The organism is Corynebacterium sp. HMSC08A12 (assembly GCF_001807485.1).
Classification (GTDB): domain Bacteria; phylum Actinomycetota; class Actinomycetes; order Mycobacteriales; family Mycobacteriaceae; genus Corynebacterium; species Corynebacterium evansiae.
Map to the genome: position 1 here is coordinate 1 of NZ_KV789178.1, position 26,295 is coordinate 26,295.

Genomic DNA, 26,295 nt, shown 5'->3' on the forward strand with positions numbered 1-26,295 from the left:
CTGGAGCAGCCGGCTGGTTACACCGAGCCGATTCTGCACGCCCGTCGTTTGGAGTTCAAGGCTAAAAACGGCATCGCCTAAAGCCTCGCGCGAGGCCAACGCTGCCTAAAGCGTTAAGGACCTAACCGCCGGTGTGAGCCCGCCTCACCCGGCGGTTTTCTTATACCCATTTTCACCCAATCTCCTTGCACGGACAGTTGTCCGACCCCCTGGTTAGACTGGTGGTCACGCGAACACACATGCACGACCGCACATTCACCAAGGCGCCCCGGAAGGAGCCCGACTTTGTCCGTCACCACCTTTGGCACCCCGCCCGCCCGATCTCTCTTTGATTTTGACGCCGTACTTTTCGACCTCGACGGTGTGATCACCCCGACCGCAGAGCTCCACCGCCAGGCGTGGGCACGGATGTTCAGTGCGTTCCTGGAGGCCAAGGGCGCCGAGCCCTACACCGAACAGGACTACTTCGACTACCTGGACGGCCGCCGTCGCGACGAGGGCGTGGCCGCCCTGCTAGCTAGCCGTGACATTGAAGTTCCAGAGGGCAAGGTGGACGACAGTGCGGATCAGGACACGATCCACGGCCTGGGAGCCCGCAAGAACGAGGATTTCCTGAAGCTGGTGGAAGAAGGCGTGCAGGCCTACGAGGGGTCCGTGCAGCTGCTGGATGCCATCCGGGATCGTGCCGCGGCGGGAGAGAAGGCCCCGCAGATCGCGATTGTCTCCTCCTCGAAGAACGCCCGCCCGGTGCTTAAGGCGGCGGGGCTGCTCGATCGGTTTGAGGTTGTTGTGGATGGGAAGGTGGCGTCCGAAAAGAACCTGCCAGGTAAGCCCGCACCAGATACGTACCTGTATGGCGCAAAGAAGCTCGGCGCCAGTGCGGAAAACGCAGTGGTGGTGGAGGATGCCACTAGTGGCGTGGCCAGCGGTAAGGCGGGCAAGTTCGGGCTGGTCATCGGCGTGGATCGTGGGGCGGGTGCGGAGGCGTTGCACGAACACGGTGCGGACATCGTGGTCAACGACCTGGCGGACCTGCTGGGTTAGAGCACGTGGTCGGGGGCTAGCGCGCAGAACTTTTACACGCTGAGCCTTTAGACGAACAACCGGCACAGAACTGCAAAGACTTACGCAGGCCTATAAAGAAGTAGACGGAACTAGACAGAACTAGACGGAGAAACCAGAAGCACTATGGGAATCAACGCGCAACGACAGACCAAGCGCAGCCCGGAAGACCAGCGGCTGAAGGACTTCCTCGCAACCCGCCGCGAGGGAGCGGAGCCGGGGTACAAGCGCCCGGTTGACGGCGGTGACTTGCGTGCGGAGGGATTCCGTGCCGACATGAAGCACACCGCGGTGAATCCGCTGGAGTCCGTGGATCGTGACAACAACCCGGTCGACGAGTGGGCGTTGATCGAGACCCGCCCGAACTCCATGGATCTTGGTGTTTCCGAAACCCTCTTTGCGCTGTCCAACGGCTACCTGGGCCTGCGTGGCAACCCGGAAGAGGGCCGAGATTCCCACACCCACGGCACGTTCATCAACGGCGTGCATGAGACCTGGGACATCGAGCACGCAGAGGATGCCTACGGCCTGGCGCGCACAGGGCAGAGCATCGTCTCGGTTCCAGATGCCAAGGCCATGCGACTGTACATCGACGACGAGCCGCTGCGCCTGGGCAACGCGGAGGTGATGGAATATAACCGCAGCCTGGACTTCCGCGAGGGCGTGCTGCGCCGCAGCCTGGTCTGGCGCACTCCAGGCGGCAAGCACGTGCGCGTGACCTCCGAGCGTATGGTGAGCTTCCAGGAGCGCCACCTGGCGCTGCAGTCCCTAGAGGTCGAGCTGCTGGACGCACCGGCTGCCGTCGTGGTCTCCTCCCAGCTACTGAACCGCGAGGACGGCCAGGGCGAGTTCCCGGATAACAACGCCCGCGTGGCCGGCGAGGAGGGTTTCGACCCGCGCAAGGGCGAGCAGTTCCAGGATCGCGTGTTCATCCCGAAGTATCAGTCCAGCACGGAGCCGGAGCGCGCCACGCTGGGCTATCAGATCAACCACTCGGGCATGACCGTGACAGTCTCCATGGACCACATCCTGGATATCGACAACCCCTCGGACGAGACGGACACGGGCGTGGACACCGGCGTGGAGGTCTCCACGGAGGTGGAGGAGGACGTCGCCCGCGTGACGTACCACCTGAACGGTAAGAAGGGGATGAAGATGCGCCTGGAGAAGTTCACGGCGTACCACTCCTCCCGTCACGTGGCTCCGCAGGAGCTCGCATTCCGCTGCGCCCGCACCATCAACCGCGCGAAGTCGGTGGGCTTTAGCAACCTGATGGATAACCAGGCCGAGTGGCTGGCCCGCTTCTGGGAGCGCTCCGACGTACGCATCGCCGGCCAGCCCGCGCTGCAGCAGGCGGTGCGCTGGAACATCTTCCAGCTGATCCAGGCCTCCGCCCGTGCGGAGACCAACGGTGTGCCGGCAAAGGGCATGACCGGCTCCGGCTACGGCGGCCATTACTTCTGGGACACGGAAATCTACGTGATGCCGTTCCTCTGCTACACCAACCCCAACCTGGCCAGGAACGCCCTGCGCTTCCGCTACGACATGCTGCCAGCGGCCAAGAAGCGCGCACTGGAGCTATCCCACGATGGCGCCCTGTTCCCGTGGCGCACCATCAACGGCCAGGAATCCTCGGCCTACTACGCGGCGGGTACCGCGCAGTATCACATCGATGCCGACATCGCGTTTGCGCTGATGAAGTACGTTTACGCGACCGGCGATACAGAGTTCCTACTGCAGCAGGGCATCAGCCTTCTGGTGGAGACCGCGCGGTTCTGGATGTCCATCGGCTTCTTCAACAGCAAGCAAGACAAGTTCGAGATCCACTCTGTGACCGGCCCGGACGAGTACACGACCGTGGTGAACAACAACCTGTACACAAACGTGATGGCCCAGTACAACTTGGAGGTCGCGGCGGCAGTCGTACGCCAGACGGAAAAGGAGCGCCCGGAGGAATACCGCAACCTGCAGAACCTGAAGCACATTACGCAGGCCGAGGTGGACCTCTGGCGCAAGGCTGCCGAGTGCATGTACATCCCGTACAACGAGGAGCTGAAGGTCAACCCCCAGGACGACCAGTTCCTGCATCGCCGCATCTGGGATCTGGACGATCCGGAGGTTGGCCCGAAGCGCCCGCTTCTGCTGCACTACCACCCGCTGACGATCTACCGCTATCAGATTTTGAAGCAGGCCGACGTGGTGCTGGCACTGTTCCTGCAGGGCCAGCGCTTCTCCACCGAGGTCAAGCGCGCGGACTACGACTACTACGACATCCTGACCACGGGAGACTCCACCCTGTCGGCCGTCGTGCAGTCCATCATCGCCGCGGAGCTGGGCTACAAGGAGAAGGCAGAGGAGTTCTTCTACCGCGGTCTGTTCGTGGACATGGGCGACCTGCACCACAACGCCTCAGATGGCGTGCACATCGCCTCGTGCGGTGGCGCGTGGACGGCGCTGACCAATGGCTTCGGCGGTTTCCGCGATTTCTACGGGCAGTTCACCATCGATCCGCGGCTGCCGGACGAGTGGGAGTCCCTGACCTACCACATCACCCTGCACGGCGAGCGCCTGCGTGTGGAGGTTCGCCCCGGCGAGGTCGAGCTGGTGCTAGAGGAGGGCGACCGCAAGGTCGGTCCGATCTGGGTTATGGGCGAGGAGGTTGTTGTCGGCCACGAGCCCGTCGTTGTGAAGGGTGCGACGCTGCTCAGCGAACACCGTGCCGACGGGGCCGACGGGGGCGAAGCTGCCCGGGACGCAGACGGCGGTTCTAAGCATGGTTCCCCGGATCACTGGGTAAAGCTATAAAAATATATATTTTCTGACGCCTACCGCCAGCGCGCGCCGTCACCCCCGCATTCTCTGTGAGGTGGGTGGTGGGCGTGAAGAAGTTGGGGCGTGGCGTCAATAAGAAAGAAACAGGGTAACCCCCGAAAGCCGTGTGACCAGTGTGACGCTGAGCGACGACGGTCTCTTAGGGGGAATCTAACAGTACGGTCGTACCGTTATGGGTATTTTTGCAAGGCTTGTATTGCGGAAATGTTATACCCCATAACGGGGTGTAAGAGCGGGAATATGCAGGTACACGAGTAGTCCGAGGGGGGCTAAAGCACATACAGTGTCTATGACACTGGAGGTGCCATGACTGTTAAATATGACGACCGTGAGGCAATCGCTCACGGAAAACTGAGAACTTCGAGCCTGCGCGAGAAGCCAGGCTTCCCTTCGTGGGCGATGAAGCTGACGATGGCCATCACGGGCATCATCTTCGCGCTGTTCGTCCTGGTTCACATGGTTGGAAACCTGAAGGTTTACATGGGGGCCGAATCCTTCAACACCTACGCCGACTTCCTGCGTGAATTCGGCTACCCGCTGCTGCCGCACGAGTCCTTCCTGTGGGTTGCACGTATCGTGCTGCTGGTGTGCCTGATCCTGCACGTATGGTGCGCATTCGCACTGACCAGCCGTGCTCACCAGTCCCGTGGCCGCTACCGCCGCAAGGGCATGGTTAGCAGCTGGAACACCTTTACCGCCCGCAGCATGATCGTTACCGGCATCGTGCTGCTGCTGTTCATCATCTTCCACATCCTGGACCTGACGATGGGCGTAAAGCCGGTCGCTTCCGAGGACTTCCAGGGCCCGACCGACGGCGCACACGCTGCCTACCAGAACCTGATTGCATCCTTCGACCGCCCGGCTGTAGCCATCTTCTACATCCTGGCGATGCTGATCCTGTTCATGCACCTGTCCCACGGCATCTGGACTGCCACCTCGGACCTGGGCATCACCGGCCACCGCACCCGCAAGGTCATGCTGTGGATCGCTTACCTGCTGCCCGCGATCGTGATGATCGGCAACATCTCCATCCCGCTGGCTGTGATGTTTGGGCTGGTTGATCAGGTCCCGTTCGTCCCGGCTGGGCAATAACGGCGAGTCTGGTTACAAGGAGAAGAGAGTTAAATGAGCGAAGTAACTAACCACCCGCACAATCAGACCGCGGACTTCGACTACGACAAGGCCGTCGCTGCTTTTACTGCGCCGGAATCCGTCGTCGAGGGCGTGACCGTCGGAAAGGTTCTGAAGGACAACGCACCCCACGTAGTCGGCCAGGACAAGCAGTGGCAGTACGCCAAGGAGCACTTCGGAATGGTGTCTCCGCTGAACCGCAACAAGTTCCGCATCCTCATCGTCGGCACCGGCCTGGCCGGTGGCGCTGCAGCCGCCGCACTTGGCGAGCTGGGATACGACGTCAAGGTGTTCACGTACCACGACTCCCCGCGCCGCGCGCACTCCATTGCTGCGCAGGGTGGTGTGAACTCCTCCCGCGGTAAGAAGCTGGATAACGACTCCACCTACCTGCACGCCAAGGACACGGTCAAGGGTGGCGACTACCGCTGCCGCGAGAACGACTGCTGGCGCCTGGCTATGGAGTCCCCGAAGGTCATCGACCACATGAACGCTGTCGGCGCACCGTTCTCCCGCGAGTACGGTGGCACCCTGGCAACCCGTTCCTTCGGTGGCGTTCAGGTCTCCCGTACCTACTACACCCGTGGTCAAACGGGCCAGCAGCTGCAGCTGGCCACCACCTCTGCGCTGTACCGCCAGATCGGTGCCGGCCACGTGGAGATCTTCACCCACAACGACCTAGTTGACCTGATCGTCAACGACGGTCGCTGTGAGGGCGTGATCATGCGCAACCTGCTGACCGGCGAGCTAAAGGCTCACACCGGCCACGCAACCGTGCTGGCCACCGGCGGTTACGGCAACGTGTACCACATGTCCACGCTGGCCAAGAACTCCAACGCCTCGGCCATCATGCGTGCCTACGAGCTGGGTGCATACATGGCGTCCCCGTCCTTCGTGCAGTTCCACCCGACGGGCCTGCCGGTGAACTCCACCTGGCAGTCCAAGACGATCCTGATGTCCGAGTCGCTGCGTAACGACGGCCGCATCTGGACCCCGAAGAAGAAGGGCGACGACCGCAAGCCGAACGACATCCCGGAGGACGAGCGCGACTACTTCCTGGAGCGCCGCTACCCGGCCTTCGGCAACCTGGTTCCGCGTGATATCGCTTCCCGTGCCAACGCTCAGCAGATTAACGCTGGCTACGGCGTGGGCCCGATGAAGAACTCCGTGTACCTGGATCTGGGCGACGCTATCCAGCGCCTGGGCAAGGACACGATCCGCGAGCGCTACTCCAACCTGATCCAGATGTACGAAGAGGCCATCGGCGAGTCCGCCTACGAGACCCCGATGCGCATCGCCCCGACCTGCCACTACACCATGGGTGGCCTGTGGACCGACTTCAACGAGATGACGTCCATTGACGGTCTGTTCTGCTCCGGTGAGTCCTCCTGGATGTACCACGGCGCGAACCGCCTGGGTGCTAACTCCCTGCTGTCCTCCTCCGTGGAGGGCTGGTTCACCCTGCCGTTCACCATCCCGAACTACCTGGCACCGCACCTGGGCGAGGAGATCCCGGCCGCCGATTCCCCGGCAGCTCAGGAAGCCCTGCAGCGCGCCAAGGACCGCATCGAACGTCTGACCACCATCAAGGGCGACAACCCGCACGGCCCGGAGTACTACCACCGCCAGCTGGGCGAGATCCTGTACTTCTCCTGTGGCGTGTCCCGCAACGTGAAGGATATGAAGGACGGCATCGAGAAGATCCGCGCCCTGCGCAAGGACTTCTGGGCCAACGTCCACATCCCGGGCGGTACCGAGGAAATGAACCAGACCCTGGAGTACGCAACCCGCGTTGCCGACTACCTGGATCTGGGCGAGCTGATGTGCGTGGACGCACTGGACCGCGACGAGTCCTGTGGTGCCCACTACCGCGATGACCACCTGTCCGAAGACGGCGAGGCAGAGCGTGACGATGACAACTGGTGCTTCGTCTCCGCCTGGGAGCCGAATGGCGAGAACAAGTTCATCCGCCACTCTGAGCCCCTGTACTTCGACCGTATCCCGCTGATGACAAGGAATTACAAGTAATGAAACTGCATCTTGAAATCTGGCGTCAGGCGGGCCCGAATGCCGAAGGCCACTTCGAGTCTGTTGACGTTGACGACGCTGCAGAGCAGATGTCCATCTTGGAGCTGCTCGACCACGTAAACAACAAGTTCGTTGAAGAGGGCAAGGAGCCCTTTGCCTTCGCCTCGGACTGCCGCGAGGGTATTTGCGGTACCTGTGGCCTGATGGTTAACGACCGTCCCCACGGCCCGGATCAGAACAAGCCGGCCTGCCAGCAGCGCTTGGTCTCCTTCAACGATGGCGACACCATCAAGCTGGAGCCGCTGCGTTCCGCTGCTTACCCGGTTATCAAGGACATGGTCGTCGACCGTTCCGCACTGGACCGCGTGATGGAAAAGGGTGGCTTCGTGTCCGTCATGGCCGGCACCGCCCCGGATGCCGACTCCCTGCTGGTGAACCACTCCGACGCGGAGAAGGCCCTGGATCACGCAGCCTGCATCGGCTGTGGCGCCTGTGTCGCGGCTTGCCCGAACGGTGCAGCTCACCTGTTCACCGGCGCAAAGCTGGTGCACCTGACGCTGTCCCCGCTGGGGCGTGAGGAGCGCGGCAAGCGCGCCCGCAAGATGGTTGATGAGGTCGAGGGTACTTTCGGTCCTTGCTCGCTGTACGGCGAGTGTGCTGACGTTTGCCCGGCGGGTATCCCGCTGACGGCTGTGGCAGCTATCACAAAGGAACGCACCCGTGCCGCTTTCCGCGGCAAGGATGACTAAGATCAACTCCAAGACAAGTATCAGAAAGTAGGAGAGAACCATGGCACTCAGTGAGAACCTGCACATGGAGCGTTACTACGTTGATGGCTACCAGCCGTCCAGCTTTGATGCGCCGCACTCTTCGCTGCAGCGCTCCCTCACTTGGATCGGCATGGGCTTTTGGCTGCTGCTGATGCCGGGTCTGGGTACCATCGTGTTCGGTCTGGCTACCAACATGTCCGGCACTCAGGAAAACGGCATGACGTACCTGATTATCGGCGTTGTAATGTCCGTTGTTGCTGTGATTGCTGGCTCTGCGTGCATCCACGCAGGTCGCAAGAACTACCGCGACTACAAGAGTCGTTCCGGCCGCATCATCTAGCTAGCGGTTAGCTAGGGCTTGGGCTTGAACCAAAGCTGAAGCCAGAGCTAACGGCAGCGCTTGAGCTAAAGCTGAAGCCGCAGCTAAAGCACCTCCAATTGCGCAGACCGCGCCACCACTTCCGGTGGCGCGGTTTTGCTTTGCCCGCACGGTATTGCGTCGGGGAGTGTTTCCGAAGGGTGGGATAGGAGCTAAATGTCGGAAAAGTTGCAATTCTTTTTGCTCGACTGTTTACGGCTGGGGCAGAAAACCGTCTGACCAGCGCTTTTGTATTAGTGAAAAGCGTCACTAATAACGATTTGCAACTTTTCCGACATTTAGGTTCTTGAATAGGTTGTTGGACTTAGCGGAACACTTGCTCAGCCCTCCCTGGAGCCCCAATGCACCCTCACAGGAGCCCCACCGAACCCACATCGCAGCCCCCAGCGAACCCCTCTTAATGCCCCTAGCGGTGCCATAATTGAATAATGACTGCTACTGACACACCGCTGTCCCAGGCCCCGGCACCGCTGTCCCAGGTCCCGGGGCCCGACCCGGCCACCGAGGCCACCCGCCGGGCGGAACTGCGCAAACACAAGGCCATAGCCACCGGCCTGCTGGTCATCGCGACTCTCATCTACGTGGCCATGCGCTGGCTCGAGTACCAGGGCAACCCCGGCGCCTGGATCGGCTACGTCCGCGCGGCCAGCGAAGCGGGCATGGTCGGCGCCCTCGCCGACTGGTTCGCCGTCACTGCCCTGTTTCGCCACCCGTTGCACATCCCCATCCCGCACACGGCCATCATCAAGCGGAAGAAGGATCAGGTCGGCCACGCGCTCAGCGAGTTCGTGGGGGAGAACTTCCTCAATGCCGCCCTCATCAGCGATAAGCTCCGCAAGGCGCGAATCCCGGAGCGCGCCAGCGATTGGGTCGTCAACGACGGTGGCGCCAACCGAGTCTCGCAAGAGGTCGGCAAGATCATCGACCTCACAGTCAATGGCATCAACCCTCAGGAAGCAGAGCAAGTCCTCCGCGCCCTGGTCATCGACAAGCTCAGCGAACCCACCTGGGGCCCGCCGCTGGGCCGCGGCCTGGAGCAACTTATCGAGGAAGGCCGCACTGAACCCGCAGTCGACGCAATCGTCATCTGGATGGACGACAAGGCCCGTACTTCCGAAGACTTCGTTGTTCGCCTCATCGACGAGCGCACCCCGGCCTGGGCGCCCCGCTTCGTCCGTGAACTCGTGGGCTCCCGCGTGTACCGCGAGCTGGTGGAATTCACCGGCGATGTTCGCCGCGACCCCAACCACGATGCCCGCCGCCAGCTGCGCTCGTTCATCTACCAGCTTTCGCAGGACCTCCAGCACGATGAAAAGATGATCGCCCGGGTGGAGGGCTTCAAGAATGACGTGATGACCTCCGGGCCTGTCACCGCGATGCCCGGCCGCTTGTGGGAGTCCACCCGCGCAACACTCACCTCCTGGTCCCGTGACCCAGATTCCCTGCTGCGCCGACAGATTGCGCAATGGGTGGAGGCGTATGGGCGTCGTATCCAAGAAGAGCCAGAGCTGCGCGAAGAGCTTGAACGGCGCATCGTCGGGGCGGCCAGCTACCTTGCCGATAACTATGCGGGCGAGGTCACCGGCATCATCGGCGAGACAGTCGAGCGGTGGGACGCGCAGGAGGCTTCCGACAAGATCGAGCTGATGGTGGGCAAGGACCTGCAGTTCATCCGCGTGAATGGCACGATTGTGGGCGCGTTGGCTGGCCTGGCGATTTACTCCCTGACTGAGCTGATCTTTGCGTTAGGCTGAGTGGCATGTACATGGTCTTTACGACGTTGGCTAACGTATATATGGGTATCAATTTGGCGCTGGCGGTCGCTATTTTCGTGCTGGCGGCCGTCGGCCTGGCACAGCTGGCTAGTACGCGCGACGACGCTTTTATGGTGATCGATCGTGAAAAGCAGAATTGGTTGATGCTGATGGGCGGTGCGGTGGCGCTGTCCATCCTGAGTTTCTTCATCGCCATCGAGCTGCTGTGGATCATCGCGGCGGTCATCGTCGGTATTTACTGGCAGGACGTGCGCCCCGCGATCCGCGACGTGCTGGATAACTCGGGTGGTTCCTGGTGACTTCCTTCGACCGTTCTAAGGTCTCCCGCGAGGCCGTTGCCGCCATCCTGGATGCCACACTGCTGAAGCCCGAAGCGTCGCGCGATGACGTGGCGGCTCTGGTTCGCGAGGCCACCCAGTTGGGGTGCGGCGCGGTGTGCGTGTCGCCCTCGATGCTGCCTTTGGGTTCGGTGCCGCCTTCGGGTTCTTTGGGTACTGACGCCACGCTGCGCATCGCCACCGTCGCCGGGTTCCCTAGCGGCAAGCACGCCTCCTTGGTGAAGGCCACCGAGGCGCGTTATGCCGCGCAGTTGGGCGCCGAAGAGATCGATGTGGTGATCGACGTGGCGGCGGCCCTGGCGAAGGATCAGAATGCGCTTCTGGCGGAGCTGATCACCGTGCGGGAGGCCGTGCCGCACCCGCTGGTGCTGAAGGTGATCGTGGAGTCCGCACTGCTGGACGAGGAGCAGCTGCGCACTGCCGTGCGCGCATGTGTGCAGGCGGGGGCCGACTACGTAAAAACCTCCACGGGCTTCCACCCGGCGGGTGGGGCGAGCGTGGAGGCTGTGAGCATCATGGCCGACGAGCTGCGCAAGCTGGGGAAGCTGGCGCCGTTCGGCATGGGGGAGGATGAGCGCATTGCCGCGGGCCTGGTGGGGATCAAGGCCTCGGGTGGCATCCGCGATTGGGAGGCGGCCCTGGCGATGATTGAGGCGGGAGCTACCCGCCTGGGGGTTTCCGCGGCAGCGAAGGTGCTGGGCGCCTAGAGCCGGTTTGCGGCCTGCGCCCTGCGGCCCGCGTCGAGCCGCCGTACTGGCGGGCTAGGTGGCCGGAGCCGGGGGGGGAGCGGCTAGGCGGCCATGTTGGAGGAACCGACCGGGCCGTCCTCCTTCCAGGGGCGGGTGAGGTCCGCGTCTTCGGTATTGCCCGCCCCACTACCGCCGGAACCACCGGATCCGCTGCCACCGTCAGAGCCACTGCCGGAGCCGCCGGTGGCGGAGCCCGTGTCCAGCTCGGCGAAGTTAACGTCCGTGCCGTGCATGTTTACTTCCAGCCCCTCGTCGGTGACGTTGATGGATTCGAAGTCCATGCCGCCCTGAACATCAGCGGGGATGGAATCCTCCAACTGCGACTCCATCTCCTGGGTGAAGGACTCCGGAAGATCCATACCCAGCAGGGAGACGTTCTCCATCTCCATCTTCATTTGCCCGTCCTGGATAACTGGCTTGACCTCGAAGGTCGCCAGACCGCCAGTGAGGTCGAAGCTTAGGGTCTGCTTGTCCGGGTTGGGGCGGACGTCAGTAATCTGCAGTAACCCAGCCAGCGGGTTGTCCTCATCCCCACCGCCGTCGCTGGCGCTTTCGGAGGCCTGAGCCAGCAGCATCTCCTTGGTAATGACCGTCCGTAGTCGCAGGTCGCCCACCACTGAGTCATCAGGATTGTCGGTATCCATCTTCATGTCACGAAGCTCCAGGTGAACTGCGGGCTCGCCGGAGATTTTGGGCTTGGACTTATCCTGCCCCTCGTAGGTGATGTCCAACGTGGAGGGAATATCGACGGTCATTTGGGGGATCTTGCCTTGCACAATTCCCAGCAGCACTGGGGAAGCGCCCAGGGAAATATCCGGATCCACGGGTTCGGACACGCCGGATTCCTGCTGTTGCTCCCTAAACGCGCTCTGAATCTGGTCCTTCATGAACCAGCGGAGGCCGAACTCGGCGAGGAGCAGCAGCAAAACAATGACAAGCAAGAATCCGATAAGGACCTTCAGCCAAAGCTTGCTCTTCTTTGGCTGCTGCTGGTACATGTTCTGCGGTGGTTGGCCGTACGCGCCTGCCTGGCCATAGGCGCTCTGTTGCCCCGGCTGGCCGAACTGCAGCTGCTGGTTCGGCTGGCCGTATCCACCCGGCTGCCCCTGCGGGGCACCGTAGCCAGAGCCGTACTGGTTGGGGTTGCTGTTGCCGCTGGTGTTCCAGACAGCCGTCTGATCCTCGTTGCCGCCGGCATTCGAGGACGGGTTCTGTGATGGGTTTTGTGGGTTAGTCACCCGTATCAGTGTTCCTTATCGTCGGAGCTGTGCCAACCCGTATCTTAGCCCCAGCCCACTTTAGAGCCCATAGTTGAGCCAAGACTTGGCAGCGAACAGATAGCTAATACACAGGCTCGCACACCAATGACCATGGCAAGGTGATTGAATTATCCGCCAAGCGGCGGCGCGGGTTGAGCCGCGCCGCGGGAGAGTGGGCGTCACCAAGAGAACCCAAGAATTCCTGCTTCGCCGAGCGCCACCGTACCCGTGGCCCAAAGACGGCCAGGGGTGCGGCGCGTTCCCAGCAGCGGTCGAGCTCCGCGAGGACGTCGTAGATGAGGTGGCCGGGGGTGTTGCGGTGAATCAGGATCTTCGGCAGCCGTTCGGCCAGGTCGGAGGGTTTTTCGATGTCCTGCGGGTCCCACGCGAGCGTCAGTGACTGCGGGCCGGCCTCATCCAGGAGTACCCAGCAGGAGCGGCGGCCGACCTCGTCGCAGGTGCCTTCGATGATCACGCCACCGGGGCGCAGGTTCGCACGCATCGTGTCCCACGCGGCCTGCACCTGATCCACGTCGTATTGGCGCAGCACGTTAAAAGCACGCACAACGTCCGCCTGCAGCCCCGCCAACTCGAAGCCGCCGAGGGCGAAGTGCACACCCTCGCGGTCGGGGAGCACGCGGGAAGGCTCGATCTCCAGGCCGGTGACCTCCACCGTGGGAGCAATAGTTCGCAGCCACCGGGCCCATTCGCAGGTGGTGGTGTGGGAGGCCCCGTAGCCGACGTCGACGGCCACGGGGTTGCGGTGTTCGTGCAGCACGGCTCCTCGTAGCTGCGCTTGCACCCGCGGCTGCGCCACCAGCCAGCGGTCGGACTTGCGCAGACGGTTGTAGCCAGTCGTTCCGCGGGTAGGGACGCCAACAGGCCCGTCCGTATTCCACGAACGGGCCTTGAGATTGTGGGCGTGGTCAGCCACGCGGGTTAACCGAGCCTTTCAGGTGAGTGAGTTTGTTTTCGTTAAAGGTCCAGGCGGAGCCTATGCCGGGCTTTAGGCGTTGTCGCTGATCCACTTCTGGATCAGGGCGGCCTCGCGGGTCAGGAACTCCTCCACCCACTCGGCAACCTTCGGCTCCAGGACGGCGCCCATCATCGGGATCTTCACGTCCACGGCGCAGTCGGCCTTCAGCTCGGTGGAGTCACCGGAGCCGGTCAGGGTGACATCCGCGGAGAAGGAAACCGGTGCGCCCTTGACCTCTGCGTTGACCTTACCGGTGGTGGTGCCGTCAGCCAGCGGGCCGAACTCGACGACACGCTTGAGCTTCAGGTCCTGGGAAACCATGCCACGCACGGCCTCCGGCAGAGCGGACTTCGGCAGCAGCTCGAATAGGACGGCCTCGATGGGCTCGGGGGTGAAAGAGTTTACCTCGCCAGGCTCGTCGCCGATGTTCTCGACCTCGTAGGCCCAGTAATTTGCGGAGGAGAGTGCCTCGTAGACCTTTTCAATGGGGAAGTTAATCGTTGCAGTGTTCTCGCTGTGAGTAGTCATGCCAACAGACTACCTTTAGTGATGTGACTGATTCGACTAATAACGCACATTTCACGTCCGAGGAACGCGCACACCACCTTCTGGAGCGCCTCAGCGGCACTGGCGCCGACCCAGTTTCTATCCCCGACACCCGTGTGACCAGCCGTTCCTTCGCCGAAATGACCACCCTGCGCATCGGCGCCGCACCCGCCGGGGTTGTCGAATGCTCTTCGGCGGAGGCTGTTGCCCAGGTCGTTTCTTTTTTGGACGCCCACACGCAGCCACTGCTTGTCGTCGGCGGCGGATCGAACCTCGTGGTGGGCGAAGGGGATGCAGTATCCCAGTTGGTTGTGGTGCTGTTGAGCGCGGGTGACGGTGACGTAGGCGATAGCGAAGACGCTGACGGTGACGCGACGGGCGAGACAGGAGTGACGATCGACCGCGAGACTGGTGTGGTGCGAGCCTTTGCGGGAGTTGAATGGGATCAGCTGGTGGCCGCGACTGTCGAGGCTGGGCTCGGCGGGTTGGAGTGCCTGAGCGGGATCCCCGGCTCCGTGGGTGCCACGCCTGTGCAGAACGTCGGCGCATATGGCGCGGAGGTTGCGCAGGTGCTGCGGCGCGTGCAGTTGTATGACCGTACGAGCGGGGAGCTCGAGTGGGTGGAACCTTCCGCCCTGGACCTGGGGTATCGCTACTCGAATCTGAAGTTCACCTCGCGGGCCGTGGTGACGTCCGTGGAGTTCCAGCTGACCACCGATGGCCTGAGTGTGCCGCTGCGCTTCGGCGAGCTGGCGCGGCGCTTGGGCGTGGATGCGGATGAGGCTGCCGCCGGGGAGATCCGTCGGCCCGCTGCCGATGTGCGCCAGGCCGTGCTGGAACTGCGCGCGGGCAAGGGCATGGTTTTGGATTCGGCTGACCACGATACGTGGTCGGCTGGGTCCTTCTTCACGAACCCGATTGTCACCGGCGAGGAGGCGCGCGACGCGGTAGTGGCCGCTGTGCGGGAGAAGTGCGGCGACGATGGGGTGGAGTCGATGCCCCTGTACCCGGTGAAGGCCAATGGTGGCGCCGCTGCGGGCGCGGCTGCTGGCACGGATGCCGGTACGGGCGTGGGCGAGCCACAGTTCAAGTTCTCTGCAGCGTGGCTGATCGAGCGCGCCGGGTTTGCAAAGGGCTGGCACGTACCGGGGAACGACCGCGCCTCCCTGTCCACCAAGCACACCCTGGCCCTCACCAATCGCGGTTCCGCGACCAGTGCGGATGTGGTGGAACTGGCACGCGCCGTGCGGGCCGGCGTGCAGGAAGCGTTCGGAGTAGTGCTGGAGCCGGAGCCGATCTGGGTCGGCGTGAGCATCGACTAGCTCGAGGTAGTTGAGACCAGCCGACCGGCTGAGGCTAGGCGACCGGCTCGAAATCCACTTTGTCGCGGACGCCGCAGTCCGGGCAGAACCAGTCATCCGGCACCTCGGACCACGGGGTGCCGGGGTTGAAGCCCTCGGCGGGATCGCCTACGGCCTCATCGAATCGATAGTCACAGACAGGGCATTGGAAAACGGACATGGGGGACTCCTTCGCTTGGACTGAAGTGGTTGGGGTTGGGGCTAGGGGCGTCACTTAGAAGCAGCCTTGGCCGCGCGGTTCTTGTCGGTGAACTTGCGCTGCTTCGGACGGGGGATCTCATACGTCGAGGGCTGGCCGGGGCCGCGCCACAAGCCGGCGATCCCGGGGATCAGGAAGAAAAGGCTGATCAACAGAGGCCATGGAACGACGTTGCTCAAAGCGGGAACGCCGAACAAGCCCAAGACCGCGAGCAGTAGGAAGAAAGCACCGACCGCCGTGCCAGCGCCACTGAGCAGGTAGTGAGTGGTTGGGTTGGGTGGGTTGATGGTGCTTCCGGTTGGGGCGGTCGTGCTCATCGCTGCCACCTCGCAGCCAGCTTCTCTTCCTTGCCAGGCAGGACGTTCGCCTTGGAGACGTCGTAGTTGTAGTGCTTCATCAGGCGGCTATCCATGACCTTGAACCACAGCGGCGGAATCGAAGCCATGGCGATCATCGTCGCGTAGCCGGCTGGCAGCTCCGGAGCTTTCACGTCCGAGCGCAGCGACTGGTAGCGGCGCGTCGGATTCGCGTGGTGATCCGAGTGGCGCTGAAGCTGGTAGAGGAAAATATTGGTGGTCAGATTGTCGGAGTTCCAGGAGTGCTCCGGGGTGCAGCGCTCGTAGCGGCCATCCGGCTGCATCTGCCGCAACAGGCCGTAGTGCTCTAGGTAGTTCACGAACTCCAGCAAGGCGATGCCCAGCACGGCCTGGATTAGCATCCACGGCAGAATGTAGATGCCGAAGGCGATGAACAGCCCGCCCCAGACCAGCACGGTGACCAGCCAAGCGTTCAGCACCTCATTGCTGAGGTGGAATTGGGACTTGCCCTTGCGCGCCAGACGCTTCTTCTCGATGTTCCAGGCGCGTGGGATCTGGTGAGGGATGGATCGGACCAGGTAGGTGTAGACGTTCTCGCCCATGCGGGAGCTCACCGGATCCTCCGGGGTGGCGACCTTAACGTGGTGACCCTTGTTGTGCTCGATGTAGAAGTGCCCGTAGGCGGGGACAGCCAGGGTGATCTTGCCCATCCAACGCTCGAAGCTGCCCTTCTTGTGGCCTAGTTCGTGGGCAGCGACGATACCGATGCCGGAGCTCATGCCCATAGACCAGGCAAGGCCCAGGCGGTCGATCATCAACAGGTCCGAGCTGGTCCATAGGTAGCAGCAGGCAATGAGGCTGGCCAGCATGATGGGGAAGTAGAGGTACGTCACCACTCGGTAGTACTTGGTTTCTTCCAGCCAGGGGACGAACTCTTCCGGCACGTTCTCGCCATCGCGGCCGAGGATCACGTCCGCCAGTGGGATCAGGATAAACACGGCAATGGGGCCGGCCCACCAGGTGACATGGATCAGCAGGTCGGGGCCGTTGATGGCTTTGAGCCAGGAGGCAACGCCCCACACGATCAGTGGAATGGCCGCCGGAACGAGGCTGAAAGTCCAGGCGTACTTCTTGGAGTCTTTCCAACCGGGTGGGCGCTTGGCTGGAGCCGTACCGGGAGAGGTGCTAGCGCCGTTGGCTGTGTGCGCTGGGTTTTGCGTGGTTGTCATCGTCGACTCACCTGCATTCCTGTGCATATCGATGGTGTGGGGTTGGTATTCAGTTGGTATCTAGTTGGCGTGCGAGTCGTGCACGTATGGCCCACGAATGGTGCGTGGATGGGCCCGGATGGCGCCCGGATGGCGGAGCGCTCTGCCTCGCACATGTGACACAGAATACCATATGGTTTTCACAACAATATGAAATTAGGGCTTTGGAGGTAGTTGGAGGAGGGGTTCCGGGAGGGGTGGAATGTGGAAATGTCGTTAGAACGGGAATCTGTAAATGGAAACGCAAGGTTCCAAAACAGCGCAACGCTCTAACCTGCGACTTTATGCAGGTGAAAATAGTTTCCTTTAACGCATTCCCGTTCTAGCGACATTCGGCGCTTAGGGAGCCAAGAAAGCAGAAACCCGAGCCCGGCGTATTCGCCGAACTCGGGAAGAGCTAGAAGAGGGGAAGCGTCCGCCTACAGCATCGTCATGATCAGGTCCTTAACCTCACGGCGGCGGATCTTGCCGATCAGATCAGCCGGCATCTCGTCGACGACGAAGAAGCGGCGGGGAACCTTGTAGCGGGTCAGACCTTCGCGAGCCCACTCCCGGATGGCTTCCTTGTCGAAGTCAGCCTCGCTCACGCCGTCCGCCAGAACAACTGCGGCGACAACCTCTTCAGAGCCGTCGTCCTGCGGCAGGCCGACCACGCCGGCCTTCTGGATCTGCTCGTGCTCCTCCAGGAACTCCTCGACCTCGGCGGGGTAAACGTTAAACCCGCCGGTGATGATCATTTCCTTAATGCGGGAGACGATCTTGATGAAGCCGTCCGGCTCCATCACAGCCATGTCACCAGTGCAGAACCAGTCTTCGTAGAACGGCTGATCCTCGTCCGGGATGTTGATGTAGCCGTGGAACACCTGGCGGCCGCGGGCCAGCAGCTCGCCCGGTTCGCCGTCCGGCATGGTCTTGCTGAAGTCGTCCGGGTCGGCCACGCGAAGTTCGGTATCCGGGAACGGGATGCCGATGTAGCCCGCGCGGCGCTCCGGGGTGACGGGGTTGGCCGTGAGGATCGGGCCGGACTCGGTTAGGCCGTAGCCCTCCACGATCTTGCCGCCGGTCTTCTTCTCCCACTCCAGGGTGGTGTGTACCGGCAGCGGTGCTGCGCCGGATAGGGCGTTGGCAATTCCGCGCAGGTCAAGGTTGTGCTCATCCGCGGCAGCCAGAATCTTGTCGTACAGGGTCGGCACGCCCGGCATGTAGGTGGGGGTCTCGCGCTTCAGCTGATCCACAATCAGCGGAATCTCCGGCTTCGGCAGTAGCAGCAGCTTGCCGCCGGTGGATACGGCTAGTGCGGCGGTCAGTGTCAGGCCGTAGATGTGGAACAAGGGGAGGGCAGCGAGGAACTTCTCCTGGCCACGCTCGCCGATGCCACTGATCCAGGACTGGCCCTGGGCAACGTTGGACATGACGTTGCCGTGCGTTAGCTGCGCGCCCTTCGGCTTGCCGGTGGTGCCGGAGGTGAACAGGATGAACGCAGGGGAGTCCTGGTTCGTCTCCGGGCAGTTTTCGATGTCGGATCCATCGCCGCCGAACTTGGCGCTCTGCAGCTGGGAGAACGGGATGGTGCCCGGCGCCTCGCCGTGTAGCTGGTCGCGCTTCTCCTTGATGGACTTGATCGGCAGCTTCAGAGCCAGGCGCTTCACCAGCGGCATCGCGTCGATCATGTTCACGCTCACGATCTTCTCCAGCGGCGTGGTGCGCGAAAGCTCCTGGAACATGGGGGCGATCTTGTCCCAGACCACCGCCACCTTCGCGCCGTGGTCCTTGCAGGGGCCTTGCAGCTCGCGGGCGGTGTACAGCGGGTTGTGCTCGGCTACCACGCCGCCCAGCTTGTGGACTGCGAAAATCGTGATCAGGTGCTGCGGGCAGTTCGGTAGGGTTACGGCCACGCGGTCGCCCGGGCGCACGCCCAGCTCGCGCAAGCCGGCGGCCACGCTCTTGACCTGCTTGAGGAAATCTCCGTAGGTCATCGTCTGACCAAAGAAGTCCAGGATGTCGGCGCTCGAGTGTTCGGCGACAGTACGGTCGAGAAGCTTAGCCATGGTGTCGTCTTGGTACTCCAGGCTGTGCGGGGTCCACTCCGCGTAGTACTTCAGGTAAGGCTTGTCCTTCCAGGCCGTTCCCTCTGGGCGCTCGGTGTCAGTCATGTAGATCCCTTAGGTCTTTAGAAACAGTCTTCAAAACGTGATGCACGTTACTTTGGCACCCTATCTAATTTTTTCGTTTTCTTTGGTGGAATTAAGCAAATTTCTGTGGACGCCACCTACCCCCAGCCCCGCTCTAATCTGGCTAAGCTTGGGCGGTATGCGCGTCGCTATGATCTCCATGCACACTTCTCCCCTCGAGCAACCCGGCACGGGGGATGCCGGCGGGATGAACGTGTACGTGAAAAACATTGCTGAGCAGCTGGAACGTAGGGGCGTCACCGTCGATGTATTTACTCGAGCGACCCGGCCTCTGCAGGGCGAGGTAGTCAACGTTCGCCCGGGGTTAAGGGTGATCAACTGCGTGGCTGGGCCGTACGAGGGGCTGTCGAAGGAGGAGCTGCCCACGCAGCTGGCGGCGTTTACGGGATCGATCCTGGCTTTTTGCCGCGAGGAGGGGGTGAGCTACGACCTGATTCACTCGCACTATTGGCTCTCCGGGCAGGTTGGGTGGCTGTTGCGCGACCTCTGGCAGGTTCCCTGGGTGCACACGGCGCACACTCTGGCGGCGGTGAAGAACACCTCCCTGGCCGACGGCGATTCGCGCGAGCCGGAATCGCGCCGCATCTGCGAGCAGCAGATCGTGGACAATGCGGATCTGCTGATCGTAAACACGGACCAGGAGGTGCAGGATCTTATTGAGGGTTATGACGCCACCACGTGCGCGATCAGAGTCGTCCCACCGGGCGCAGACGTGGATCGCTTCACGCCTGGATCGGATCGTGCGACCGAGCGTTCCCGCCGTGAACTGGGCATTCCCTTCCGCACGAAGGTCATTGGATTTGTCGGTCGACTGCAGCGGTTGAAGGGCCCGCAGGTGCTGTTGCGTGCAGTGGCTGAGCTAGTGAACCGGCACCCCCAGCAGCAGTTAGCTGTGGTGATCTGCGGTGGTTCCTCTGGGGCCGGAGGCAACGAGCTGGAGCGGCTGCAATTGCTGGCCGAGGAGCTGGAGATTAGCCGCTGCGTGCGCTTCCTGGCCCCGCGCCCACCCGAGGAACTGGTGGGCGTGTACCGGGCGGCAGACATTGTGGCCGTGCCCAGCTACAACGAGTCCTTCGGGCTGGTGGCGCTGGAGGCGCAGGCGTGCGGCACGCCCGTCGTGGCTACGCGCACGGGTGGCCTGCCGATCGCGGTGGAGGATGAGAAGTCTGGCCTGCTGGTGGACGGCCACGATGCGGGCGACTGGGCCGATGCGCTGGGCAAGCTGGTGTTGGACGACGATCTGCGCATCGCAATGGGGGAGTATGCCCCCAGCCATGCCGCAAAGTTCTCCTGGCAGGCATCTGCGGAAGCTCTGTACAAGCTGTACGAAGAGTTGCCGCCCGCCGGCCACCGTGGGGAGCGTCAGCCCGCCGGGTAGAACCGGGGAAAATCCAAGGTGACTGCGCCGGGGCAGGCGGAAATGTAGTTTGGGGCTTATGGATCGCACACGGATTTGTGAGCTTCTGGACGAAGCGGAAGTCGAATACACCCTCCCCGAGGGGCCAGCCGGGAAGGACGGCAACGTAGTAGTCGTGCTGCCGGGCGAGAAGCGCCTGAAGACAAACTGCATTTTCATCCCGCAGGACGGCATGTTCCGCGTGGAGGCCTTTGTCTGCCGCGCGGTGGAGGAGGGCCAGGAAGAGGTCTACAAGCTGCTGCTGCACGCCAACCGCCGTAGCTTTGGAGTGCACTACACGCTGGACCGGAACAACGACATCTACCTGGTGGGCCAGTTCTCGGACAACACCAGCAGCGAGGACATTCAACGGATCCTGGGGCAGGTCTTGGAGCGGGCGGATGCGGACTTCAACCGCATCCTGGAGCGCGGCTTTGCCTCCTCCATCCGCCACGAGTGGGCATGGCGCCTGTCTCGTGGCGAGCCGACTATGAACCTCGCGGCCTTCGCACACCTCAAGCCCTCCGAGCAGGAGGTCCAGTTGCTGGCGCCGCCACCGGGATCCAAGTTGGCGTCCGAAGCAAAGAGCCCGAGCACCCCCGACCTAGACGGCAACAGCGACGGCACGGAGCGCGGTGGTGCTGACGACAGTGAGCAAGGCGAAGCGGCAGAATAGGCAGCGCCACCGAATCCTGGGGCACGCGGGCGCACATCATGGCAGAATTGGGAGTATGAGCGAGCAAAACAACACCCACGGAAATCTGATCCTGCTGCGTCACGGCCAGAGTGAATGGAATGCCTCCAACCAGTTCACCGGCTGGGTAGACGTGCGCCTGACCGACAAGGGCCGCGAGGAGGCAGTTCGCGGCGGTGAGATGATCAAGGAGGCCGGTCTGGAGCCGACCATCCTGTACACCTCCCTGCTGCGCCGCGCCATCACCACCGCCAACATCGCCCTCGACGCGGCGGACCGTCACTGGATCCCCGTTGTGCGCGACTGGCGCCTGAACGAGCGGCACTACGGCGCGCTGCAGGGCCTGAACAAGGCGGAGACTAAGGACAAGTACGGCGAAGAGCAGTTCATGGCATGGCGCCGCTCCTACGACACCCCGCCGCCGGCCATCGACGCTGACAACGAGTACGCGCAGACCAACGACCCGCGCTACGCCGACCTGCCCGAGATCCCGGCCACCGAGTGCCTGCTGGACGTCGTCAAGCGCTTCATCCCGTACTACGAGGAAGAGATCGAGCCGCGCGTGAAGAACGGCGAGACCGTACTGGTTGCCGCACACGGCAACTCCCTGCGTGCGCTGGTTAAGCACCTGGACCAGATCTCCGACGAGGACATTGCGGGCCTGAACATCCCGACTGGCATCCCGCTGGTCTACCGCATCGACGCGGACGGCAAGGTTCTGAACCCGGGTGGCGACTACCTGGACCCGGAGGCAGCCGCTGCGGGGGCTGCAGCAGTCGCTGCACAGGGCCAGGCTAAGTAAGAGCCGGGCTAAGTTATAGCCTTGGATTTTTGGCCTTGGGATTTCTAACCTCAGGGGTTGCCCTTGGGCTGCTCTTTGGGCTGATCGTCGGCGTGTGCCTGGGCGCACTCGGCATGTGGGGTTACCGCAAGCGAGTGAAGGCTCAGCGCAATACCCACACCCAAAGGGAGCTCGAGGGCAATCGCGTTTCCACGGTGGCGCAGGTTCTGCACTTCGCTATCCAATCTTCGCCCGACGCGGTGGCGGTGGTGGATCGCAAGCGCAACGTTGTGCTTTCCAACCCGCGTGCCCACGAGCTGGGCCTGGTGCACGAGCGGAACCTGAACGCCGAAGCGTGGAAGATGGTGGAGCGGGTCTTCGCCGACCAGGAGCCCCGCGAGCTAAACTTCCTACCCCCACCGCGCCGCAGCAACCGACCCGTCATTGCCGTGGCCGGGCAGGTTCAGCTGCTTTCCCTCGTGGATGACCGCTTCGCGGTGGTGTACGCCACCGACGATTCCGAATCCGTGCGCATGGAATCCGCCCGCCGCGACTTCGTGGCCAACGTCTCCCACGAGCTCAAGACTCCGGTGGGGGCGATCTCGCTGTTGGTGGAGACCCTCATGTCGGTGCGCGACGACGAAGAGGCCGTGGAGTACTTCGGCTCAAAGCTGATCGTCGAAGTGCGCCGCATGAACCAGATGATCACCGAGCTGATCAGCCTGTCGAAGCTGCAGGGTGCGGAATCGCTGCCGGACCTGGAGGTCTTAAGCATCGACAAGATCGTCGAGGACGCGATTGATCGCTGCCGCCTGGCAGCCGAAGCACGCAACATCGACCTGGTGAAGGACGAACGTTCCGGGACGATGGTGAAGGGCGACAAGGGGCTCCTCGTTACGAGCGTCGCCAACCTACTGACCAACGCCATTAACTATTCGCCGGAGGGCTCGCCCGTTTCTATTTCCCGCGAAGCACAGGGCGATACCGTGACCATCCGCGTGACGGACCGGGGCATCGGCATTTCCCAGGACGACCAGAAGCGAGTGTTCGAGAGGTTCTTCCGCGTGGACAAGGCGCGCTCGCGCGACACGGGCGGCACGGGGCTGGGGTTGGCCATCGTAAAGCACGTGATGGCCAACCACGGCGGCAGCGTTTCCCTGTGGTCCCGGCTGGGGACGGGCTCGACGTTCACCTTGGAGCTCCCGCGTTTCCAGGAGGGCAAGGCCAAGGAGCTGCCGAGCGGAGAGATTCCGGTCATTCCGGACGCGCGGCGCCTGGACGATGCGAAGGGCACGGGCGCGGATCCAGAAACACCAGAAACAGAGGACAAAGAATGACCTTCGGGTTATCTTTTGGTGATCCCTTAGTGAACTGGGTGTCTTGAGGGTTGCTACTCCCTAAAGCCTGTGGGCACGTTACGATAGTTATGGATAGTTTCTGTAGCTTTAAAAATTTTTCTTTGAAAGGTTATTGAGCGGCTGTGACGAGCGTTTTGATTGTCGAAGACGAGGAGTCTTTGGCGGAACCTCTTGCGTTTTTGCTGAAAAAGGAAGGTTTCGAGGTCTTCATGGCCCCGGACGGTCCCACTGCGCTGGATACCTTCGCTGCGGAAGACATCGACATCATTCTGTTGGATCTGATGCTGCCCGGCATGTCCGGCACCGAGGTGTGCCGCCAGCTGCGCCAGACCTCCAGCGTGCCGGTGATTATGGTGACGGCTCGCGACAGTGAGATCGATAAGGTCGTAGGCCTCGAGCTCGGCGCCGACGATTACGTGACCAAGCCCTACTTCGCCCGCGAGCTGATCGCCCGCATCCGCGCTGTTCTGCGCCGCGGCGGCGAGGTCGAGGTCGAGGCTCCCGCCGACGACGGCCTGGTACTGCAGGAGGATCGCGTGATGATGGACGTGGAGCGCCACATCGTCACCGTCGACGGGCAGAAGGTTCCTATGCCGCTCAAGGAATTCGATCTGCTTGAGTACCTTATGCGTAACAGCGGCCGCGTGCTGACCCGTGGCCAGCTGATCGACCGCGTATGGGGTGCCGATTACGTCGGCGATACCAAGACCCTGGACGTGCACATCAAGCGCCTGCGCTCCAAGATCGAGCGCAACCCCTCCCGCCCGGAGATTCTGGTGACCGTCCGCGGCCTGGGCTACAAGTTCGAGGCCTAACCCCGCCTAGGGTGTGCTTAACCCCGTTTAAATCCCGCGCCGCCGTGCTTCGGCCGTCGCCGGGTGAATCGACAGCAACGGAAAGCCGCTAGGCGATACCTGCGCCAGCTTTTCCCGCTCCTCGCAGTGCGCAGCCAGCACCTCGTAGGCCTCCTCGCCGATCAGCTCGGTCAGCTCTTCACGCCCGGTGCGCCACAATGCCTCGCCACCTGCGTGGCAGTTCGGGTCTGAGGAGCAGTACCAGTCAAAGTCCTCGCCGCCGTCGCCCCATCCGCGGCGGTTGTATTCGGTGACGGTCGTCCGCAGCATCTCTACCCCGTCGGGGCGGGTTTCCCAGTCCTCAAGTCGCCGCAGCGGCACCTGCCAGCACACTTCGGGCTTCGCTGCGGTCAGCTCGACGTCGTTGCGCAACGCCCAGGCGTGCAGCGCGCAGCCGCGGCCTCCGGGGAACCCTTCGCGGTTGGCGAAGATGCACGCTCCGTTGCTGGTCACGGTCTTCAACGCGGGTTCCATCTCGCCCTCGTCGTTTTCTAGCTCGTCCCATTCGAGCCATGGTTCGATGTCGTCGCCGCTTTTTTCTTGTGGACGCCCCTTCGCCTCCCATTCATCCATCTCCGCGGGGCGGTTCTGCCACTCTTCCGCTGTGAGCTTTTCCGCGACATTCCGCAGGGTCGCGCGGTCGTCTTCGTCGGTGAGAAATGCACCGTGGGTGCAACAGCCGACGTCCGGATTTTCGGCGTCAATACCTAAACAGGCTTCGGTACCAAACCGGCAACGGTACGTGGACAGCAACCACGTGAGATCCACCTGGATGATGTGCTCGGAATCGGCGGGGTCAATGAACTCCAACCATTCGCGAGGGGGGTCAGCGGGCATTTCGTGGCCCGCGCGGATGGATAGGTCAGCGGGTGTGCCCTCCGGATAGCCGGTGGCTAGTTCGTTGTTCGAGGTTCCCGATTCGATCTCCGCAGACGTTTCATTCACGCGTTCCACCGTAGACCCATTAGGCTAGGTTGCGTGCGATTAGGTGTGCTTGACGTAGGAAGCAATACGGTTCATCTGGTGGTTGTCGACGCACAGCGCGGTGGGCCGCCGACTCCAATGAGCAATTGGAAGACTCCCATGCGCTTGGTGGAATACCTAGATAAGAAGGGGGCCATCAACGAAAAGGGGCAGGAGAAGCTGCTCAACGGGGTGGCGCTGGCCAAGGAGATGTCGGACCAGTTCCGCTGCGAGGGAATGCTGCCTTTTGCTACCTCCGCGATCCGCTCGGCTGAGAATGCCGAGGAAGTGCTGGACAGGGTAGAGAATGAAACCGGCGTGCGCCTGCGGATTCTGTCGGGGGACGAGGAAGCGCGGCTGACGTTCCTGGCGGTGCGGCGCTGGTACGGCTGGTCTGCAGGGCGTATCTGCGACCTGGACATCGGTGGCGGCTCCCTGGAGATGTCCATTGGCATGGACGAGGACCCGGACGTCGCCTGCAGTGTGAATCTGGGTGCGGGGCGCTTGACCCGCGAATGGTTCGACACCGACCCGCCATCTAAAAAGAGAGTCGCGGAGCTGGGGGAGTTCATCGATGAAGAGTTGAATGATCCGGTGGAAAAGCTGCTGGATTCCGGCGATATTGACCTGGCGGTGGGTACTTCCAAGACCTTTAGGATGCTGGCGCGCCTGACGGGTGCGGCGCCATCTTCGGCAGGTCCGCGAGTCAAGCGCACCTTGACCCAGGCCGGCCTGCGCCAGCTGATCGCCTTTATTTCCCGCATGACCGCCGCCGACCGAGCGGAATTGGAAGGCGTGAGCGCGGAGCGTTCGCACCAGGTCGTTGCCGGTGCGCTGGTGGCCGAGGCGGCGATGCGCAAGCTGGACATCGAGGTTTTGCACATGTGTCCGTGGGCGCTGCGCGAGGGCGTGATCTTCCGTCAGCTCGACCATAATCCGGATCTGACGTAAATAACGCCAGTTGCTTCCGCCTATATGTAGGCGAGTAAAGTAGTGTGTTTGAAGACATATGTTTAAAGTGACGCTTGAGGGCAGTTGAGACTGCGCTGTAAGTGATCAAGTGATGG

Annotated in this window: 24 protein-coding genes; 16 read left to right on the forward strand and 8 right to left on the reverse strand. The window is 62.4% G+C overall.

Translation table 11 applies throughout. The annotated features are described in order from the left end of the window. Window positions 1-285 precede the first annotated feature (285 nt). The 9 genes from HMPREF3166_RS05230 to deoC all read left to right on the forward strand — a co-directional run bounded on the left by HMPREF3166_RS05230 (window position 286) and on the right by deoC (window position 11,022). Window positions 286-1,044 carry an HAD family hydrolase gene (locus HMPREF3166_RS05230; RefSeq protein ID WP_070488014.1) on the forward strand — a complete coding sequence of 253 codons (759 nt, stop codon included), beginning with the start codon at window positions 286-288 and terminating at the stop codon, window positions 1,042-1,044. A gap of 144 nt (window positions 1,045-1,188) precedes the next feature. After that, window positions 1,189-3,867, forward strand: coding sequence for a glycoside hydrolase family 65 protein (locus tag HMPREF3166_RS05235; RefSeq protein WP_070488016.1), 2,679 nt, complete (start codon window positions 1,189-1,191; stop codon window positions 3,865-3,867). 333 nt (window positions 3,868-4,200) lie between these two features. Next, entirely contained in the window at window positions 4,201-4,986 is a 786-nt protein-coding gene (locus tag HMPREF3166_RS05240) for a succinate dehydrogenase cytochrome b subunit (protein WP_034985206.1), read from the forward strand. A gap of 33 nt (window positions 4,987-5,019) precedes the next feature. Beyond that, window positions 5,020-7,053 carry a fumarate reductase/succinate dehydrogenase flavoprotein subunit gene (locus tag HMPREF3166_RS05245; RefSeq protein WP_035002939.1) on the forward strand — a complete coding sequence of 678 codons (2,034 nt, stop codon included), beginning with the start codon at window positions 5,020-5,022 and terminating at the stop codon, window positions 7,051-7,053. Continuing rightward, window positions 7,053-7,802, forward strand: a complete 750-nt coding sequence (locus HMPREF3166_RS05250) for a succinate dehydrogenase/fumarate reductase iron-sulfur subunit (protein ID WP_034985210.1) — start codon at window positions 7,053-7,055, stop codon at window positions 7,800-7,802. Before HMPREF3166_RS05245 ends, HMPREF3166_RS05250 begins: the two co-directional genes overlap by 1 nt. Window positions 7,803-7,842: 40 nt before the next feature. Then, window positions 7,843-8,163, forward strand: coding sequence for a hypothetical protein (locus HMPREF3166_RS05255; protein ID WP_070488018.1), 321 nt, complete (start codon window positions 7,843-7,845; stop codon window positions 8,161-8,163). 467 nt (window positions 8,164-8,630) lie between these two features. Further along, window positions 8,631-9,956: a DUF445 domain-containing protein gene (locus HMPREF3166_RS05260; protein WP_070488020.1), complete on the forward strand. Its 1,326-nt coding sequence runs from the start codon at window positions 8,631-8,633 to the stop codon at window positions 9,954-9,956. Between the two features lie 5 nt (window positions 9,957-9,961). Continuing rightward, on the forward strand, window positions 9,962-10,276 hold the full coding sequence (locus HMPREF3166_RS05265; protein ID WP_035002941.1) for a DUF2516 family protein: 315 nt from the start codon (window positions 9,962-9,964) through the stop codon (window positions 10,274-10,276). After that, window positions 10,273-11,022 carry a deoxyribose-phosphate aldolase gene (gene deoC / locus HMPREF3166_RS05270; RefSeq protein WP_035002942.1) on the forward strand — a complete coding sequence of 250 codons (750 nt, stop codon included), beginning with the start codon at window positions 10,273-10,275 and terminating at the stop codon, window positions 11,020-11,022. The genes HMPREF3166_RS05265 and deoC overlap by 4 nt, the downstream gene beginning before the upstream one ends. An 83-nt stretch (window positions 11,023-11,105) precedes the next feature. Here deoC and HMPREF3166_RS05275 read toward each other — a convergent pair whose 3' ends face one another. The 3 genes from HMPREF3166_RS05275 to HMPREF3166_RS05285 all read right to left on the reverse strand — a co-directional run bounded on the left by HMPREF3166_RS05275 (window position 11,106) and on the right by HMPREF3166_RS05285 (window position 13,827). After that, on the reverse strand, window positions 11,106-12,302 hold the full coding sequence (locus HMPREF3166_RS05275; protein ID WP_070488022.1) for an LmeA family phospholipid-binding protein: 1,197 nt from the start codon (window positions 12,300-12,302) through the stop codon (window positions 11,106-11,108). Window positions 12,303-12,405: 103 nt separating this feature from the next. Next, complete coding sequence (locus HMPREF3166_RS05280; RefSeq protein ID WP_035002944.1) at window positions 12,406-13,257, reverse strand: class I SAM-dependent methyltransferase; 852 nt, start codon at window positions 13,255-13,257, stop codon at window positions 12,406-12,408. Window positions 13,258-13,329: 72 nt separating this feature from the next. Then, window positions 13,330-13,827, reverse strand: a complete 498-nt coding sequence (locus tag HMPREF3166_RS05285; RefSeq protein ID WP_034985223.1) for a DUF2505 domain-containing protein — start codon at window positions 13,825-13,827, stop codon at window positions 13,330-13,332. 23 nt (window positions 13,828-13,850) lie between these two features. Between HMPREF3166_RS05285 and HMPREF3166_RS05290 the strand changes: the two genes are divergently transcribed. Next, on the forward strand, window positions 13,851-15,167 hold the full coding sequence (locus tag HMPREF3166_RS05290) for a UDP-N-acetylmuramate dehydrogenase (RefSeq protein ID WP_070488024.1): 1,317 nt from the start codon (window positions 13,851-13,853) through the stop codon (window positions 15,165-15,167). A gap of 34 nt (window positions 15,168-15,201) precedes the next feature. Here the strand turns inward: HMPREF3166_RS05290 and HMPREF3166_RS05295 are convergent, their stop codons facing one another. The 4 genes from HMPREF3166_RS05295 to HMPREF3166_RS05310 form a co-directional block, all read right to left on the reverse strand. Next, window positions 15,202-15,366, reverse strand: coding sequence for a rubredoxin (locus HMPREF3166_RS05295; protein ID WP_034985227.1), 165 nt, complete (start codon window positions 15,364-15,366; stop codon window positions 15,202-15,204). A gap of 50 nt (window positions 15,367-15,416) precedes the next feature. Further along, window positions 15,417-15,722, reverse strand: a complete 306-nt coding sequence (locus tag HMPREF3166_RS05300) for a hypothetical protein (RefSeq protein ID WP_005292164.1) — start codon at window positions 15,720-15,722, stop codon at window positions 15,417-15,419. Then, on the reverse strand, window positions 15,719-16,951 hold the full coding sequence (locus HMPREF3166_RS05305) for an alkane 1-monooxygenase (RefSeq protein WP_011274219.1): 1,233 nt from the start codon (window positions 16,949-16,951) through the stop codon (window positions 15,719-15,721). The genes HMPREF3166_RS05300 and HMPREF3166_RS05305 overlap by 4 nt, the downstream gene beginning before the upstream one ends. 458 nt (window positions 16,952-17,409) lie before the next feature. After that, window positions 17,410-19,143: a long-chain-fatty-acid--CoA ligase gene (locus HMPREF3166_RS05310; RefSeq protein WP_049048876.1), complete on the reverse strand. Its 1,734-nt coding sequence runs from the start codon at window positions 19,141-19,143 to the stop codon at window positions 17,410-17,412. A 157-nt stretch (window positions 19,144-19,300) separates the two neighbouring features. Between HMPREF3166_RS05310 and mshA the strand changes: the two genes are divergently transcribed. From mshA to HMPREF3166_RS05335, 5 genes are all read left to right on the forward strand, one after another. After that, window positions 19,301-20,560: a D-inositol-3-phosphate glycosyltransferase gene (gene mshA / locus HMPREF3166_RS05315; RefSeq protein ID WP_070488026.1), complete on the forward strand. Its 1,260-nt coding sequence runs from the start codon at window positions 19,301-19,303 to the stop codon at window positions 20,558-20,560. A gap of 58 nt (window positions 20,561-20,618) precedes the next feature. Beyond that, window positions 20,619-21,254: a type III secretion system chaperone family protein gene (locus HMPREF3166_RS05320; RefSeq protein WP_049048879.1), complete on the forward strand. Its 636-nt coding sequence runs from the start codon at window positions 20,619-20,621 to the stop codon at window positions 21,252-21,254. 55 nt (window positions 21,255-21,309) lie between these two features. Then, complete coding sequence (locus tag HMPREF3166_RS05325) at window positions 21,310-22,074, forward strand: phosphoglyceromutase (RefSeq protein ID WP_070488028.1); 765 nt, start codon at window positions 21,310-21,312, stop codon at window positions 22,072-22,074. Window positions 22,075-22,109: 35 nt separating this feature from the next. Continuing rightward, window positions 22,110-23,390 (forward strand): sensor histidine kinase, encoded by a 1,281-nt coding sequence (locus tag HMPREF3166_RS05330; RefSeq protein ID WP_070488029.1) that lies wholly within the window; start codon window positions 22,110-22,112, stop codon window positions 23,388-23,390. A gap of 143 nt (window positions 23,391-23,533) precedes the next feature. Continuing rightward, a complete protein-coding gene (locus tag HMPREF3166_RS05335) occupies window positions 23,534-24,226 on the forward strand; it encodes a response regulator transcription factor (protein WP_035002955.1) in 693 nt (230 codons plus the stop codon). Window positions 24,227-24,253: 27 nt separating this feature from the next. On the opposite strand, the gene HMPREF3166_RS05340 is transcribed toward HMPREF3166_RS05335, so the two are convergent. Then, on the reverse strand, window positions 24,254-25,210 hold the full coding sequence (locus tag HMPREF3166_RS05340; RefSeq protein WP_070488084.1) for a DUF3109 family protein: 957 nt from the start codon (window positions 25,208-25,210) through the stop codon (window positions 24,254-24,256). 33 nt (window positions 25,211-25,243) lie between these two features. Here HMPREF3166_RS05340 and HMPREF3166_RS05345 point away from each other — a divergent pair, with 33 nt between their 5' ends. Next, on the forward strand, window positions 25,244-26,179 hold the full coding sequence (locus HMPREF3166_RS05345; protein WP_070488031.1) for a Ppx/GppA family phosphatase: 936 nt from the start codon (window positions 25,244-25,246) through the stop codon (window positions 26,177-26,179). Window positions 26,180-26,295: the final 116 nt, after the last annotated feature.